The organism is Achromobacter sp. ES-001 (assembly GCF_019448355.1).
Classification (GTDB): Bacteria; Pseudomonadota; Gammaproteobacteria; order Burkholderiales; family Burkholderiaceae_B; genus Achromobacter; species Achromobacter spanius_B.
In genome coordinates this window covers 4,792,438-4,806,904 of sequence record NZ_CP079940.1, presented here as the reverse complement: position 1 = coordinate 4,806,904, position 14,467 = coordinate 4,792,438, and the positions used below count along the sequence as shown (strand labels likewise).

Here is a 14,467-nt window from a genome sequence, read left to right as displayed (position 1 = left end):
TACACGCGCCCGTGTTGAGTCAGCAGGTATTGCCGGGCCTCGATACCGAACTGTTGCTTTCCGCCTTGAAGGCGCCAAGCGGTGAGGTACTTGGCGAACTCGGCGGCCCGCACGCTGCTGCCATCAAGGCGGCGACACGTTCAACGCAGCCCGTCAATGTGCAAGTTCGGGTAGTCCGTCCTTTGGCGCAGGAGGGGTGCGCACGGCTCCAGGTAGATATTCGGCAAGGTGGCGTCCCGACCTTGGCCGGGACTCTCGTCGATGTGCAATTGCCGAGTATTCAACTGAACATCTGCGCTGACGGCGAGCCTCCCCTCGATGGACCCAGGGGTATGGAGAGCGGCCCGTTCATGAGTTCGTCGATCGGGGGGAAGTGATGGAAGCAAAGGCCGTTATGCGAAAAGTTGTGCTGGGTGTGTGCTTGGTCGCAGCCAGTTGCGGTGCGCATGCTCAGGTTGGACAAGCCGCTCACGATGCAGGCGTTGCGTTCGGAAAAGCGCAGCGGCAACAAGAGGGAACGTCGTCGATTAGCGAGGAGACCGCTTCGCAGCTGCCATTCACGAAGAAGGACGTCAAGCAGCAGAGCGACTACCAGGGGGGATATGGCGACATGATGAATATTGGCGTCGGGCGCATCACCCAGAGCAAGACGTATTCGGGGGGAACATGCGACCGGGAAGGGTTCGATCCGGTAGAGAGTGCCAAGGCATATCTTGCTCCGGGCCAGTGGGACCGAATGAGCGCTGAGCAACGACAGAAAGCAGTATCCGATCAGGTGAAGGTCTTTGACCAAGAGTGCGAGGGAATCAACTTTCTCGCCGGCGAGTATCGCGGACGCGTAACTGTCGAGCCCTGCAATGATCCATTGGATCCGGTGTGCAACTTCGGGCCGCCTCCCATCTCGGACGACTCGACCGGGAAGGGTTGCGAAACCCGCGTGGTGACGGAGCCTGATGAGTACGCGACAGAGAACTGCACCGAGGCCAACGTGATCGCCGAGAAGTCATGCACCGAGGAGCCGACGGTCCAGATCTATTACGACCAGGTCCTGCCGGATGCAGAGTACGTCCGGGTGGTCGCAAATTCGAAGGCGCCGGACTGGACGATCACCGTTAACCCGAAGCAAGGATGGGCCGAAGTGACCGGGTACCACGTCCCAATTGGGACGCGCTGGGAGACGTGTAACAGCGGAGGAGATGCCGGTATGGACTATCCGTGCGAAGTCACCGATTTCGGAACGAAGACGGAGCGGATCTCGATCTACGGCGCTCAGACTGCGATGACTCAGGGGTATCGGTGCGGTGCGAACGGCAATTGCGGCGAGTGGTTTGTCGTGTATTCACAGGTCATTGACCAGTGCACATTCCGCTTCAACAACTATCACATCAGGGGCGGCGCGGGGTACCCCGACATCCATGATTACTCTCAGTACAACTTTTGCGTGCCTGAGCGCCGAGTGTCGGTCCAGTGGAACAATAATTGCTCGGCCCTTGCCGCAGCGGTGAAGTGAGGCTTCTATGCGTCTGATTTCGACCGTATGGATTGCCGCGGCATGCATGGTGCTGTTGCCGGCTGCCCCGACGGCCGCCAAACATCCCTTCGATCACCCGACGGTCCCATTGAGATGCGAGGTCGGTGAAGTCTGGGAGTCGCGGTGTCAAGCAACGACGACCAACGAGCTGGGTCAGACGGTTTGTGCCGCCGATGGAATGGTGGAGGCGTGTTATCCGATGGCCTCGCGGGCGAAGGCGACTGCCATGGCTGCGTCGGCGGTCGCCAGCCCTCCGATTTCTTCTTGCCCAGGTAACACCATTCCTGAGCGGCAGTGCGTCAGCTACATGACCAAGGACGGCGTATCGGTATGCAGCCCCGACGGTTGGATCGACGCTTGTGTCGATCCAAGCAAAGAAGCGGGCCAGACTGGCGTGAAGAGCTGCGAGCTCAACCGACGAGTGTGCGTGGACACTTCACCCAGCAAGGTGATCAACAGCTATGAGGTGACGTTGGCCGAGGTCGGTGGATGCTGGAAATGGCAGCGGGACTACACGTGCATTACCGACAACATTGCCGATACGTGCCAACCATTGCGCGACAGGTCTGAATGCACAGCATACACGCGGCAGTGCGTCACGGACTTACCCGGCATCGGATGCGTGGAGTACGAGATGGAGTATCGGTGCTTGGTCAAGCGGGGGCAGCAGCGCGAGTATGAATACTGTGGCGATAACACGATCTGCATTGGCGGCATCTGCTTCGAGTCGGGGTGGGAGCCGGACGGCGATTTCGCTCAAGTCGTAGCTGACATGGAAATCGCTCGCCAAATTGGTGTGTATAACCCCGACGGCCTTGATATCTTCGGCGGCGTGGGCGAGTCGTGTCGCTCAGCGCGAGGGTTCGGTCTCAAGAATTGTTGTACGAAGAAGGGCGGCGCAAAGTCGAACAACGCTTTCGCCACTGAATTGTTCTCCGCCGCCGGTGGCGCTGCGCTTCGATCGGGCTCGAAGTATGTTTTCGACATGTTGTATGGCTCATCGGACGCGGTAGGCTGGCTCTCAAGCGGCATGGGCTCGATGGTCACCAATACGAGCCAGGCCGCATCTGAGGGCATTGCCAACTGGCTCGGCAGTGGCCCCAGCTTTGGGATGTACGGGGTGTCCATCGGAGGTACAGGAGCATTCTTGGGCACTCAGGGCTATCTGCTCGCCGGCGGCGCCGGCACGGGTTTCCCGGCGTTGTATTTCAACCCCTATGCGCTTGCATTCGCCATCGCCATGCAGTTCGTCATGGAAGTCATGAGCTGCGATCAGAAGGAAATGGAACTGGCGTTGAAACGCGACGCGGGGCTTTGTACTGACCGAATTGGTTCTTGGTGCTCCAAAAAGGTGCTGGGCGCCTGCGCGACGCGCAAGCAGTCTTATTGCTGCTACAACTCCAAACTTGCTCGGATCATCAATGAACAGGGTCGGGCGCAGCTTGGAAAAGGCTGGGGCGACGAGAAGGATCCGACCTGCGATGGGTTCACGCCGGCCGAGCTGGAGAAAATCGACTTTTCTCAGATCGACCTGTCCGAGTTCTTGGTGGACGTCATGGCCGCTGTGGAAACGCAATACGCCCAGTTCGACCTGAACAAGGCGAAGTCCGGGACGTGGACGGAAGACGCGGTCGCCGCCGGTTGCCGTAAAGCGCTGGAGGCGGTCGGCGGAGATTGGACCCGAATGCCAGACGGTGACTGCAAGAAGGCCCTGGGTGTTGCTCCCTAAGCCACCATCAAATGTAAACGACCGTATGTCAATAGGTTGCTGTACTGAAAAGTTTGATACGATTTGACATACTTTCGGAGGAGCTATGAAGCGGTTTATTTTCTCGTTTTTCCTGGGGTTGACACTCGTCGGATGCGCCAACACCAGCGTGCAGGTGAAGGACGGCAAGGAGTATGTCGCCGGGGCGCCTGTGGTTGCCAAGGGAACCATGGTCGACATTCGCGTGACCGAGAAGGATGGCACTGTCACCAGCCTTGCGAGAGCTGCGGGTGACGTGGTCGGTGACGCCGGTATTGGAGCAGCTGCGACCGCCTATGCTGGAATGTCAGTGGGCCAGGGTTCGCTGGCCCTGGGGGCAGTAGGCATCATTGCCGACCTGATCACCGCAACCACACGTGGAGCGCCGCCCGTGATTGTGGTGGCCGATGCTGGCAAGACGGTTGCTGAGGTACCGGTCCCGGGAGAGTATTTGGAAATGATGCTGCGCATTAACTGCATCGATGTCGGCGACCAGGTTGTAGTGGCAAAAATGCCGGCGGGAGTGTTTGGCCAGGCGCCGTACCAGGTGTACAACGCCGACCCCGACTTGCACCGTGGCAGTGACCTGCGGCCATCGTGCAGCACGCTGAAGGAACGAAAGCGCTCGGCCGCGGCTAACGGCGCGGGATAGCCGGAGGCAAGCATAAAACGCCCGAACCACACGGTTCGGGTTTTTTTTTGCCAAAAAAAACCCACGGCGAAGCCGTGGGTTGGTGTGTCAGCGCGTGTCGGACGCCAAGGCGTTCGGATAGCGCGCCGCAAGAATTGAATTCAGCTTGCCAATCAAGTCCGGTCGCTTGAAAGTGACATGAGCCGATCCCTTCTTGTACCAGCGAAGTGCGAAGTAGTCGGTTTCCGCACTCCATTCCTTTCCGTAGATCTTGCTTCGAACGATAGTGCCGATCGACTGCCGGTGGTCGGGCTCTGGCTTGCCGTCCAAAACATAGAGCGCACGTTCCAGGTCATCGAGTTGATCGCAGTTCCGAGGAGATGCGCCACCCCACCGATCAGACTGAAGGATGTAGCTTAAGACGATTCGTCGCCCAAACTTGAATGGCTCGTTGGTCTTGTAGTTCCAGCTCAGCCGCCGGAATATCTCGACCACGCCATTCTCGAACATCTGTTGCCGATTGTCGTACAGCTGCCCGAAGGTGGAGGCGATGACATCCACGGTCAGAGGAGGGATCTCCTCTTTGTTCATCGCCTCGGCCCACCGCTGGCGGGTTGCGGAGTCCATAAAAGTGCGGATTCCGCTTTCCGCCATCAGGTACTCCCACCCTGCTTTATCGATCCATCGTTCAACATTCCCGAAGTCACCCGTCAGGAAATTGCCCGCGAAACCATAGCGGCCTGGCGAGAACATGTCCTCGACGCAGCCAAGATGCGCAGCGCTCGCGATCTTGCGTGCCTCTTCGATCAGATCGCGAGCTGAGCGCAGACGTTGCAGAACTGCCTCTCGCTGGTTCAATAGATTGCCAATGCTGACGCTTTTCACCAAGTCCATAACTCTCTCCAAAGTAGGTTTTGTCGCAATGCGACGGCTTCCAAGTGGAGAAAGGGTGGTAATCATGAGGCGGTGGAGGACGCAATTCGCAAAGTCATTGGTACCGACGCGAGCCGCCGCCTGCCCTCGCGAGGCGGCCATCGTTTTGGATTGTGCAATCCATTCCGACGCTCAAATCGCTTTTTTGGCGCGCGCTCTTGTAGCCGCTTGCTTCGATCCCTAGGATTCGCTCATTGGTGCAGTGTGTACTGCCCATTGATCAATGCCACCTGAGGGATTTTTGCGCATGAACCGTACTTGCATTGGATTGGACATCGGCCGCAGCGCCGTCAAAGTTGTTTCTCACGCCTCCGGCCTGTTTGATCGGTTCCTCTTCCCGTCTGATGTGTGCGAAGCATTCCACATCGCCGACGAGGCTACGGCCGCCGAAGCCGCGAATGAGACGGTCGCTGTCGAAGGACGGACCTACTTCACTGGCGAGACTGCCCGTCTTCAAGGCGGCCGCGGAACGAACATCGGAATGGACGACGATTGGATCGAGAAGCCTGGCTACAAGGCACTCGTAGCCTCCGCCCTGGCCCGGCTGAAGGCCAGAGGCGTGAAGGGTCTGGAGGACGCCTACATCGTGATCGGATCCCCCTCCAACGTGTTTGACCATCAGAAGGACAAGCTGGCCGAGATCACTAAATCGGTCGCTGGCACCGACGTCAAAGTCATCCCCCAGCCCGCCGGCGCCTATTTCCAACATGTCCTCAATCAGAGCGGCGTCCCTGTGAAGGAGCGCTTCTCGGGCGACGACGGTCAGCCGCTGTCCTGGGCCGTCATCGAGATCGGACATTTCACGACGGACTTTTTGCTCGTTCGAAATGGCCGCCATATCGCGGGAGCTTTCGGCAGCTGCGATGGCATGGGATCGTCGGTCAAGCGGCTGGCGGCAATACTGGCCGACCGGGGAATTCGCGTTGGTGACCGGGAATGCCATGCCGCGTTGATCGCCGGCTCCGTGAAACACTTCGGACAGAAGGTCGACGTCACGAAGGATGTGGCTGAGGCGGTCCGTCCTGTTGCGCAGCTTATCCTTGCAGAAGCGGATACGCTCCTGTCGCGCGAGGTATCCACGCTGGACGGGGTGTTGCTGGCGGGGGGCGGCGCCGTATTCCTGGCGGAAACGCTGAGCGAGAAATGGCCGCACACGATCCTGCTGGAGGAGCCTCGCATGGCTGTTGCCAACGGCTTCTGCCGATTTGCTGTCGGTCAGCTGAAGCAGCAAAGCGCGGCTCGGACGTCTGTCAAGGCGGCTTGACTATGCCGCGTCACCAGAAAATCTACGATCCGGACGAGACTGAGCGGCGCATGCCGCTTATCGTGAGGGAAACGCAATGCCCGGGCATGTTGCGCTTCCTGGCGGCGTTGCCCTACCGGCAGGAGACGCCCCTCATTCGAGGGGTGTTGTATCAATGGTTCCTGCACCATCTCGAACAAGGTACGCTGGATGCCGCCGTGCAGGCTGCCCTAAGCGGGCCTGGCGGTCTGCAAGCTGAGACGCGACGGCCGGCACCCCGACCGCCGCAGGCCCTGGGAACGCCGGCGTTTGACATCGAGGCGCTTCGGTCGGGCACGGAAGTCGGTGCCGCTTTCCCACCGGCGGAGAAGGGGGCGGCGACAGGTTCTTTCTCCGCTGCCGAGACGCAACCGCCCGCTAGGCCGACGCCAGCGGTGCCGGAGTCTCGCTCCATCGCTGCACCCCCAGTATCCGTCGCACCGGAGGCGGCGGTGCCTGCGAAGGACTCGGTGGGCTCGGAACAAGGAGGCGCTGGCGAGCCCGAGCGCATAGACCCGAACGAAGGCGACGTGCTTTCCGACGCCGAGCGTGCGGCGCTGGCGCAAATGGGCAACATGTTTGGCTAGAAAAATGTCCGGTCGGAGAGAGTCGCTGCTTTCAGATGAACAGGTTCGCGCCATTACCTCGGGCCTCGGGCAACTGCCCGATGCGCAGGTGCAGGGAAATGAAGCCTACCTGGTCGCATTCATAAGATTGGCCTACAGCGCCACTGGCCGCCTGCATGGCGCTGGCACCTACCGATCAATGCTAAAGGCATTCGGTGCCCCGTTTTCTCCCTCGCAATCGACGGTACACGCAGCCAAGCTGAAGGTGGAAAGCGAGATCGCAAGTGGATACTCAGGCCTCGTTGCCACTGAAGGCCAACCCGATACGCGGCCTGATGCTGCTCGTGTTGTACGCCACGATGCGGGCGATGCACGAGATCCGGCGATATCCGCGCTCGCGGTGCAACTGTCTCACCAACGAGCGCGTATACAGCACCTGGAGACGGACTGCGCACGGTTGAGGTCAGAGTTGGCGATCGCAGTCCAGGAGCGACGCGCAGCCGAGGCAGCGCTGATCGCAGTCAGGGAAATTGCCGATCAGCTGCTCATGAGGAACGGCGAGCTTGGGGCGGCATTGGCCCAGAACGCGCGATTCTCAGAAGGGAACAGGTTGTTCGCGCTCTACGCAATTGAGCAGTCCAGAGGAGAGGCTCGCCTGCTGAAGGAAACACTGGATTCAGTGCAGGCCAAAAGAGTGAAGGAGCGCGAAATGCTTGAAGCCTATCGTCGTGCGGCCAGCAGTGGGAGGGCTGCCGAATGAGCGCAGATATTGTTGTTGGGGGTTCGGATGGTCGCTCTGTCCTGGGTCTGGTGACCGACGACTGGGCGGCATCTGAGGTCTGGCTCGCGACTCTGAAAGCGCGCAACCCGCCAGTGAGTCCCCGTACGTTGAGCTCCTATCGTTCCGAGATGGATCGGCTGAAATGGTACTGCGAGAAGTTCAGGGTGGTTGAGCCGAGCCGTTGGACGCTTCAGGATGTGCTGGCATACCTCGATTTCCTTCGGACTCGTGCATCCCAGCACATCTGCCGTCGCCGCTTGCCTCAGCACGACAGTGCATGGACGCCCTTTCGAAAGCCTTTAGGGCCGACGTCGGTGTCGCATGCGCAGAAGGTGTTGCATGCGCTCTTCGTGTTCTGGTTCCAGACTGGTCATGTGAAGCAGAATCCGATGGCTGGATTGGGCGGCGGTGCACAGCGTGCAGCCCCGACACGCCACGCGGTTCCGCCTGACCTAATAGACACAGTCATCGGGCTCATGGATAAGCGGGATTATGTAACCCTCGTGGCACGACTAACTTATGCCAGAAACCGATTTTTGATCCAGCTTATCGAAGGGGTCGGCTTGCGTGCCTCGGAGGTCGTGCTGGCGAATATGGGTGACTTCGAGCTCATGTCCGATCCTCGAACCATGAAAACGTACTGGTCGCTTCTTGTGCGTCATGGCAAAGGAGGATACGTCGACCGAGTGCCGGTGCCCTATGCTCTCATCGAGCAGCTTGGAGCGTATAGGCAAGCCTTCGGACTGCCGCCCGCACCGCAACCTGGCGAGGCGACAGCGCTCGTGTTGTCGGGGCGAACGCGCCGGTCGGATAATGGTGTTCGACCATCGGTCCGAGGGCGTCGCGGTGCGCTTCAGTGGGGCGAGGTACGGCGTCGAGCGACGCTCTGGGACATCGTGAAGAAGGAGTTCGCCGAGTGTGCAGAGTATCTTGATGGTTTAGGAAACACTGCCGACGCCGAGTTGTTGCGGCGAGCGTCCACCCATTGGCTACGCCATACATTCGGTAAGACGCAACTGCTGGCGGGCCGAGACGTGAGATTTGTACAGAAGCTGCTCCGCCAGCGTGATATCAGATCCACAATGATTTACACAGAGCTCGATTTCTTCGATATGGCCCGCGGCTTGGAGCCGGGAACAGTCGAGGTTCCGGAGCGCTCAACTTCTTAGGGGTGGCTGGGCTCGCTGCTGGCCAGCCACGGTTGTCATCTTTGCGCGGTGACAACCAGCCAGCGTCCATAGAGCGATTGCTTGCTGCCGGCCTGAGTCCAGTAATCGCGCTCCTCCGCGGTATCGGCAGCCGCCGCCTTTCGTCGGCAATACACTTCGCCTGGCCATCCTAGCAGCCGTTCGAGCGGTCGTTTCGGCTTTGGCTCGTCCACGTCATGCAGTTGTACATTGCGGAAGCCGCTTTGAGTCAGGATCAAGTGCAGTTGTGGGAACGAGAAGGGGAAATAGGTGATGTATTCGCCGCGCCTTTTTCCGTACATGGGGCTAAAGCCAGAGTGGAACCCTCGCAGAAAAAATTGGCCCCGCGATCGGGCGTGCCAAGTGTTGGGCGTGGTGACGACAAGGGTACCGCCGGGTCGCAGGGCCGCCCTGAAGCCGGCCAGGGCCGTACCGGGGCTTTTCAGCAGGTGTATTGCTTCGCCGCAGACTACGGCGTCATACCCCTGGAACGCAGTCGGCAGCGGCTCATCCAGATCGTGCTCTTGGACGCACCTGTAGGCAGGCACAGCGTCCGGATACTCCCAAAGGCCAAGACCATCGATTAGCGCGGCCGGTTCCACGCGGGGTAGTTCGTTGCCCAGCCAGCCATGGCCGCACGGTGCGTCAAGCACGACCCGTGCCGATTGCTCCTTCAGGATATTGATCACCACGGGGTGATATGGCTTCCTTTTGGTATGGGGAAGGCGCTTTGTCACTGTTGTCGTCCTCACATTGTGTCCATGAAGACGAAACCCTAGCACGAACTCATTTGTGGATGGGTGTAAATAAACCTTTTGGACGCCACCTTATTTTGTAAGGTCGTCCTCATTCCCGCTTGGAGCGTCCGTTGCTGCGTCCGTAGCGCCTCGGATATGGCGCAAACGGAAGCGTTGCGGCGCAAAGCCGCTGGAGGCAGGCCGAACGGCTAGAAGAGGGTCTTCTTCCGCCACCGTGCGCGCTGGACCCCGTTGCGGCGAGGTACGGCCGTACCGCTCGAATTCGCGTACCGTACATTCCTTCATGTAGGTACGGTATGGCGGCGTAGCTGCGGCTTGCGGGGGGGGATCGCCTATGTCTTTGATCCACGAAGAAAATTCCCGCAGTCGTACCGCTGTCCTCGCTTTGCGCCGGACTCGGCAGCACCAAGGGAGGTGTCGAAACTCATCTGACTTGGGATTTGCGCTATCGAATTACGGAATCGAGATTTTTCGATATACAAGTGCTGCTGCAGCCTCCAGCCGGATTTAGCCTTCGGAGGTCCGATTTCTGTGCCAAATTTAGGGGGACGCGCCGTCATGCTCCGAACGCAACTATTGCGTGATGCTGGCGAGGCGCCTAGTCGGTACCCCCACGTCCGTCCGTTTCGGTATTGGCAATCCATGCCGGAAACAGCAGCCCAACGTTGATTGCTCTCGACATACCATTGTTTACAGCGGGCCGCTTTCGGCCGAGGCTGTGTGAAAATTCACCGTGCTGCGGGTCATGTCGTAAGTTGGCTTCGCAGGTCAACTCAGGATCGACGATCGGAGTTGAGGGAAGGGTTTGATTACCCCCGAAAACATGTCCATCACGAGTTTTTACACAGCCTCGACCCCAAGCGGTCTGTCGTCCAGTACCGCTTCGTATAACCACTCCTTCTCGTGCGGTTAGGCTCTATCACCTAGCCCACTACGGCTTGAAAAGAAGGTCCGATCCGTCATGAAAAAGTAATTGGCGCCGCCTACATTCATTACTTCGTTAAATCCGGATAAATGGACAATATGAAGACCAACATGGATGCGCCCGTCGTGGACTTCAATGACGAGGACTCGAACACATCGCCAAATCCGACATTCGACGCGGTGCTACAAACCCGCTTGAGTCGACGCCGGATTCTGAAGGGAGGCATGGCAACGGTGGGCTCTGCCCTGTTCGGGGTTGGCCTGGCGGGCTGTAATGGCGACGGAGACGACGACAGCGATGTCGATAGCCCGGACACGCCGCCCACAGGAGCACCTTCCACGGAGCCCCCGGAAAAACTGCTCAATTTCGGCGCGGTTCCGAAATCATTGGCAGACGCGGTCAGCGTTCCCTCCGGATACACCGCGCAAGTGCTCTATGGCTTGGGTGACCCGCTCGCCGCGGGAGTGCTTGCCTACAAGAACGATGGCACGGACAACGATTTCGACAAGCGTGCTGGTGACCACCACGATGGCATGGAATGGTTCGGCCTTGGTGCTGACAACCGGCCGTCGGCAAGCTCGACGGATCGCGGGCTGCTGGCGGTCAACCATGAGGCCACGACGAACGAAGGGCTCAGTTCGTTCTTCCTACATGCAAATGGGGGCACGAGTACGCTACCCCGGCCAGCCGCCGAGGTTGACAAGGAGATCGCCATTCATGGAGTGTCGGTTGTCGAGGTAAAGAAAGCCGGCAATTCCTGGGTCACGGTTCCCGATTCGTTGTTCAATTTCCGACTCACGGCGCTTTCCGAAATCGAGATCGCCGGCCCCGCCCGCGGTAACCCGCTGCTGGTGACGAAGTACTCGCCCGATGCGACGCGGACGCGCGGCACCCTCAACAACTGCGGCACGGGAAAGACCCCTTGGGGCACCTTTCTGACTGGCGAGGAAAACTGGTACGGTTATTTCACGCGAGACGCTGCGGACGATGCAGCCCGCGGGAATGACAAATCTGTCACCTCGCTTCGGCGCTATGGACGCAATCAAGGCGCTGCGTCGCGCCACGGCTGGGAATCGGCCGGCGCGGACGACCGATATGCTCGCTGGATAATCAGCCAGTCTGGCGCGTCGGCTGACGGTAGCGACGACTACCGCAACGAGATGAACGGCCAGGGCTACGTCGTCGAGGTGGATGCTTACGACCGCAGCAGAAAGGCGAAAAAGCGCTCGGCTTTGGGCCGGTTTGCCCATGAATCGGCCGCTTTCCGCACGGCCGTCGCGGGTCAACCGATCATCGTATATATGGGCGACGACGCTCGTGGCGAGTACCTCTACAAGTGGGTCTCGTCGGCCAATTGGGATCACGCGGACGCAGACGCGATCAGTCGTATCGCTGTGGGCGACAAGTATCTTGATAACGGCACACTCTTTGCGGCCCAGTTCTCAGAAGATGGAACCGGCTCGTGGTTGGAACTGTCGATGCAGAACTCGGCGGTCAGCGGGTATGCGACCTACCCCTTTTCCGATCAGGCCGATGTGGCAGTTAATGCCCGCTTGGCGGCCGATGCCGCCGGTGCAACCAAGATGGATCGGCCCGAATGGTGTGGCGTGAACCCCGCGAACGGCGAACTCTATTGCACGTTGACGAACAACAGCAGCCGCCGCGTTGATCCCACCGGCTCGCAGTATGAGCCCGACTCCGCCAATCCTCGCGTGTACACCGATATGAAGGGTGGCGCTAGCCAGACTGGCAACCCCAACGGACACATCATTCGTATCAAGGAATCGGCAGCGGCCGGTGATGGCGATCGCTTCGAATGGGATGTGTACCTGTTCGGCGCGCAAGCCGACGCCGATGTCACGACCGTAAACCTGTCCAGTCTTACCGATGACCAGGACTTTTCAGGCCCGGATGGTCTGGTGTTCAGTGCGGTAACGGGTCTGTGCTGGCTGCAGACCGATGACGGCGCCTACACCGACGTGACCAACTGCATGATGTTGGCCGCGCGCCCCGGGCAGGTTGGTGATGGGGCGAAGAAATCCCTGACTTATCCCAAGGGAGACGGCAGCACGCTTACGGTGGATACCTACGTCGGTAAGCCGCCAGCGGCAGAGCAGCTCAAGCGCTTTCTGGTGGGCCCGGTTGGATGCGAAATTACGGGGTTCTGCGAAACACCCGATGGCAAGGCCATTTTTGTCAACATCCAACATCCTGGCGAAAACACGGACCAAGCCAACCTCGCTGATCCTTCCAAGTACACCAGCCAATGGCCAAGCAATGCTGGGTATGGAGCTGGCAAACGGCCCCGCTCCGCGACGATCGTAATTACGAAGGATGACGGCGGCCGTATCGGAACCTGATACCCAAAACCATAAGTAGGGCCAACATCGTCGATTCGTCGACAACTTTGCGGGGCGATGCTGGGGGCTGGCATTCGCCCCATTTTTTTGCGGCGGCCGCTTTCGCATGTCAAATGTTGCTGACACTAATCTGTCATCTATGCGATATAGTCTGTCCGGATATACAGAACTACCGACTTATCGAATTTCCATGCCCATCGCCAGCACGTCCACGCCTTCACCAGCGGTTGCCAGCCATTTCAACCCGGATTTACCTCGGGACGGAGTGTCTTTCCAGCACGCGCTAAGCGCATTCCACGCCCTTTCTCAGCCAACGCGGCTCGAGATTTTTCGCCTTTTGATGGCGCGCGAGCCGGAAGGGGTGCCTGCGGGCGCCATCGCGGAAATGGTGGAGGGCCCCCACAACACGGTGTCGCAGCATCTGTCGGTGCTTGCCCGCGCGGGCTTGATCTGGGGAGACCGCCAGGGGCGAAGCATCATATATCGTGCCGACGTAGGCGTCATGGGCTCGTTGATGTCGTTCATGTTGACCGATTGCTGCCATGGCCATCCCGAGGCTTGCGCGCCCGTCATCGCTGCGTTGGCGGGCCACTGCGACTGCGACATCATCCCGAACAAAAAGCCACTTCGTAGCGCCAAGAAAAAGGCTGGCGCCTCGGCGGCTACCTAGCCGCCGATGTAGCTCATCTCGATCTTTTGTTGGCGTGGTTGTAACGTTCGAACCTCTGAGTATCGATCGTTGCGGGATCGCCACCGCTCAGCCAAGCCGTTGATCAGCATTTGTGGATTCGACTCCGACCTCAATTGCAAACGTATGTCATCGCCTTGTTCGGCAAACAGACAGGTATAGAGCTTGCCGTCGGCCGAGACCCTTGCCCTTGAGCAATCGCCGCAGAATGGGTGGCTGACGCTAGAAATCAAACCGATTTCTCCTAGCCCGTCTTGGTAAGCCCAGCGGCGAGCGACTTCGCCGCGCACCGTTGGCGCCAAGGGCGTCAGCGGGAAAACGGCATGTATTCTCTTGAGGACTTCGTCGGATGGCAGCACGGCCGAGGCATTCCAACCATTGGTCGCACCGACATCCATGAATTCGATGAAGCGCAGCGCGTGCGCGGTTCCGCGAAAGCGCCGGGCCATCGGCAGGATCTGATCGTCATTCACACCACGTTGCACCACCATATTTATCTTGATGTGCGGGATGCCCGCAGCCTGGGCTGCGGCTATACCCGCCAATACATCATCCACGGAAGCAGTCGTGTCCGCGACCCGCGCAAAGATGGACGGCGAAAGCGCGTCAAGGCTGACGTTCAGACGCCGCAACCCGGCGGCGGCCAGCCCCTGGGCCTTGCGTGCCAATAAAGACCCGTTGGTGGTCATGGCCAGATCAATCGGCGCGCCGGACGGCGTACGCAACGCCGCCAGTCGCGCAATAAGATGCTCCACGTCTTTGCGCAGCAGCGGTTCACCCCCGCTGACCCTGACCTTACGTACGCCCAGGCTGATGAAGGCGCTTGCGACTCTCTCAATCTCATCAAAAGTCAGCAGCTCTTCGCGGCGCAGGAATGAATGATCCGCGCCGAACTGATCTCGGGGCATACAGTAGGTGCAACGAAAATTGCACTGGTCTATGACCGAAATGCGCAAGTCATGCAGAGGCCGACCGTGCCGGTCTTCGGGCGGGCCGTCCATGCCTGACGAGGCGGTCGATGTTGACCGTAGCGAGGGAGATTTGCGGCGATCCAACAGCGGAGCTTCGATCATGTTCT

12 protein-coding genes are annotated in these 14,467 nt (G+C 59.4%); 9 read left to right on the top strand and 3 right to left on the bottom strand.

From position 1 onward, the window contains the following. Window positions 1-376 precede the first annotated feature (376 nt). The 3 genes from KYT87_RS21795 to KYT87_RS21785 all read left to right on the top strand — a co-directional run bounded on the left by KYT87_RS21795 (window position 377) and on the right by KYT87_RS21785 (window position 3,930). The gene (locus KYT87_RS21795) at window positions 377-1,510 is read left to right on the top strand and encodes a hypothetical protein (protein ID WP_219990832.1); all 1,134 of its coding nucleotides are present in this window, start codon (window positions 377-379) and stop codon (window positions 1,508-1,510) included. A 7-nt stretch (window positions 1,511-1,517) separates the two neighbouring features. After that, window positions 1,518-3,260, top strand: coding sequence for a conjugal transfer protein TraN (traN, locus tag KYT87_RS21790; RefSeq protein WP_175155040.1), 1,743 nt, complete (start codon window positions 1,518-1,520; stop codon window positions 3,258-3,260). A gap of 85 nt (window positions 3,261-3,345) precedes the next feature. Next, entirely contained in the window at window positions 3,346-3,930 is a 585-nt protein-coding gene (locus KYT87_RS21785) for a hypothetical protein (RefSeq protein ID WP_063589222.1), read from the top strand. An 87-nt stretch (window positions 3,931-4,017) separates the two neighbouring features. On the opposite strand, the gene KYT87_RS21780 is transcribed toward KYT87_RS21785, so the two are convergent. Beyond that, window positions 4,018-4,803 carry a DUF4942 domain-containing protein gene (locus KYT87_RS21780; RefSeq protein ID WP_219990831.1) on the bottom strand — a complete coding sequence of 262 codons (786 nt, stop codon included), beginning with the start codon at window positions 4,801-4,803 and terminating at the stop codon, window positions 4,018-4,020. A gap of 286 nt (window positions 4,804-5,089) precedes the next feature. Here KYT87_RS21780 and KYT87_RS21775 point away from each other — a divergent pair, with 286 nt between their 5' ends. The 4 genes from KYT87_RS21775 to KYT87_RS21760 are packed head-to-tail and all read left to right on the top strand — an operon-like array spanning window position 5,090 to window position 8,640. Beyond that, the gene (locus KYT87_RS21775) at window positions 5,090-6,106 is read left to right on the top strand and encodes a ParM/StbA family protein (protein WP_175154772.1); all 1,017 of its coding nucleotides are present in this window, start codon (window positions 5,090-5,092) and stop codon (window positions 6,104-6,106) included. A gap of 2 nt (window positions 6,107-6,108) precedes the next feature. Beyond that, a complete protein-coding gene (locus KYT87_RS21770) occupies window positions 6,109-6,711 on the top strand; it encodes a hypothetical protein (protein ID WP_219990830.1) in 603 nt (200 codons plus the stop codon). A 4-nt stretch (window positions 6,712-6,715) separates the two neighbouring features. Continuing rightward, window positions 6,716-7,450: a hypothetical protein gene (locus KYT87_RS21765; RefSeq protein ID WP_175154770.1), complete on the top strand. Its 735-nt coding sequence runs from the start codon at window positions 6,716-6,718 to the stop codon at window positions 7,448-7,450. Then, complete coding sequence (locus KYT87_RS21760) at window positions 7,447-8,640, top strand: tyrosine-type recombinase/integrase (protein WP_238874828.1); 1,194 nt, start codon at window positions 7,447-7,449, stop codon at window positions 8,638-8,640. Before KYT87_RS21765 ends, KYT87_RS21760 begins: the two co-directional genes overlap by 4 nt. A gap of 35 nt (window positions 8,641-8,675) precedes the next feature. Here the strand turns inward: KYT87_RS21760 and KYT87_RS21755 are convergent, their stop codons facing one another. After that, entirely contained in the window at window positions 8,676-9,350 is a 675-nt protein-coding gene (locus KYT87_RS21755) for a bifunctional 2-polyprenyl-6-hydroxyphenol methylase/3-demethylubiquinol 3-O-methyltransferase UbiG (protein ID WP_238874830.1), read from the bottom strand. Between the two features lie 1,089 nt (window positions 9,351-10,439). Between KYT87_RS21755 and KYT87_RS21750 the strand changes: the two genes are divergently transcribed. Together KYT87_RS21750 and KYT87_RS21745 are read left to right on the top strand one after the other, a co-directional pair. Further along, on the top strand, window positions 10,440-12,701 hold the full coding sequence (locus KYT87_RS21750; protein WP_102774131.1) for a PhoX family phosphatase: 2,262 nt from the start codon (window positions 10,440-10,442) through the stop codon (window positions 12,699-12,701). A gap of 190 nt (window positions 12,702-12,891) precedes the next feature. Further along, window positions 12,892-13,371 carry a helix-turn-helix transcriptional regulator gene (locus KYT87_RS21745; RefSeq protein ID WP_223283384.1) on the top strand — a complete coding sequence of 160 codons (480 nt, stop codon included), beginning with the start codon at window positions 12,892-12,894 and terminating at the stop codon, window positions 13,369-13,371. On the opposite strand, the gene moaA is transcribed toward KYT87_RS21745, so the two are convergent. Next, window positions 13,368-14,462 (bottom strand): GTP 3',8-cyclase MoaA, encoded by a 1,095-nt coding sequence (moaA, locus tag KYT87_RS21740; protein WP_088590543.1) that lies wholly within the window; start codon window positions 14,460-14,462, stop codon window positions 13,368-13,370. The two genes, KYT87_RS21745 and moaA, sit on opposite strands and share 4 nt — an antisense overlap. Window positions 14,463-14,467 lie beyond the last annotated feature (5 nt).

Excerpts from the sequence above, each read along its gene's own strand:
- KYT87_RS21765 (WP_175154770.1), top strand. The coding sequence starts at position 6,716 with ATGTCCGGTCGGAGAGAGTCGCTGCTTTCAGATGAACAGGTTCGCGCC.
- KYT87_RS21760 (WP_238874828.1), top strand. The coding sequence starts at position 7,447 with ATGAGCGCAGATATTGTTGTTGGGGGTTCGGATGGTCGCTCTGTCCTG.
- traN (WP_175155040.1), top strand. The coding sequence starts at position 1,518 with ATGCGTCTGATTTCGACCGTATGGATTGCCGCGGCATGCATGGTGCTG.
- KYT87_RS21795 (WP_219990832.1), top strand. The coding sequence starts at position 377 with ATGGAAGCAAAGGCCGTTATGCGAAAAGTTGTGCTGGGTGTGTGCTTG.
- KYT87_RS21770 (WP_219990830.1), top strand. The coding sequence starts at position 6,109 with ATGCCGCGTCACCAGAAAATCTACGATCCGGACGAGACTGAGCGGCGC.
- KYT87_RS21775 (WP_175154772.1), top strand. The coding sequence starts at position 5,090 with ATGAACCGTACTTGCATTGGATTGGACATCGGCCGCAGCGCCGTCAAA.
- moaA (WP_088590543.1), bottom strand. The coding sequence starts at position 14,462 with ATGATCGAAGCTCCGCTGTTGGATCGCCGCAAATCTCCCTCGCTACGG.
- KYT87_RS21750 (WP_102774131.1), top strand. The coding sequence starts at position 10,440 with ATGAAGACCAACATGGATGCGCCCGTCGTGGACTTCAATGACGAGGAC.
- KYT87_RS21785 (WP_063589222.1), top strand. The coding sequence starts at position 3,346 with ATGAAGCGGTTTATTTTCTCGTTTTTCCTGGGGTTGACACTCGTCGGA.
- KYT87_RS21780 (WP_219990831.1), bottom strand. The coding sequence starts at position 4,803 with ATGGACTTGGTGAAAAGCGTCAGCATTGGCAATCTATTGAACCAGCGA.
- KYT87_RS21745 (WP_223283384.1), top strand. The coding sequence starts at position 12,892 with ATGCCCATCGCCAGCACGTCCACGCCTTCACCAGCGGTTGCCAGCCAT.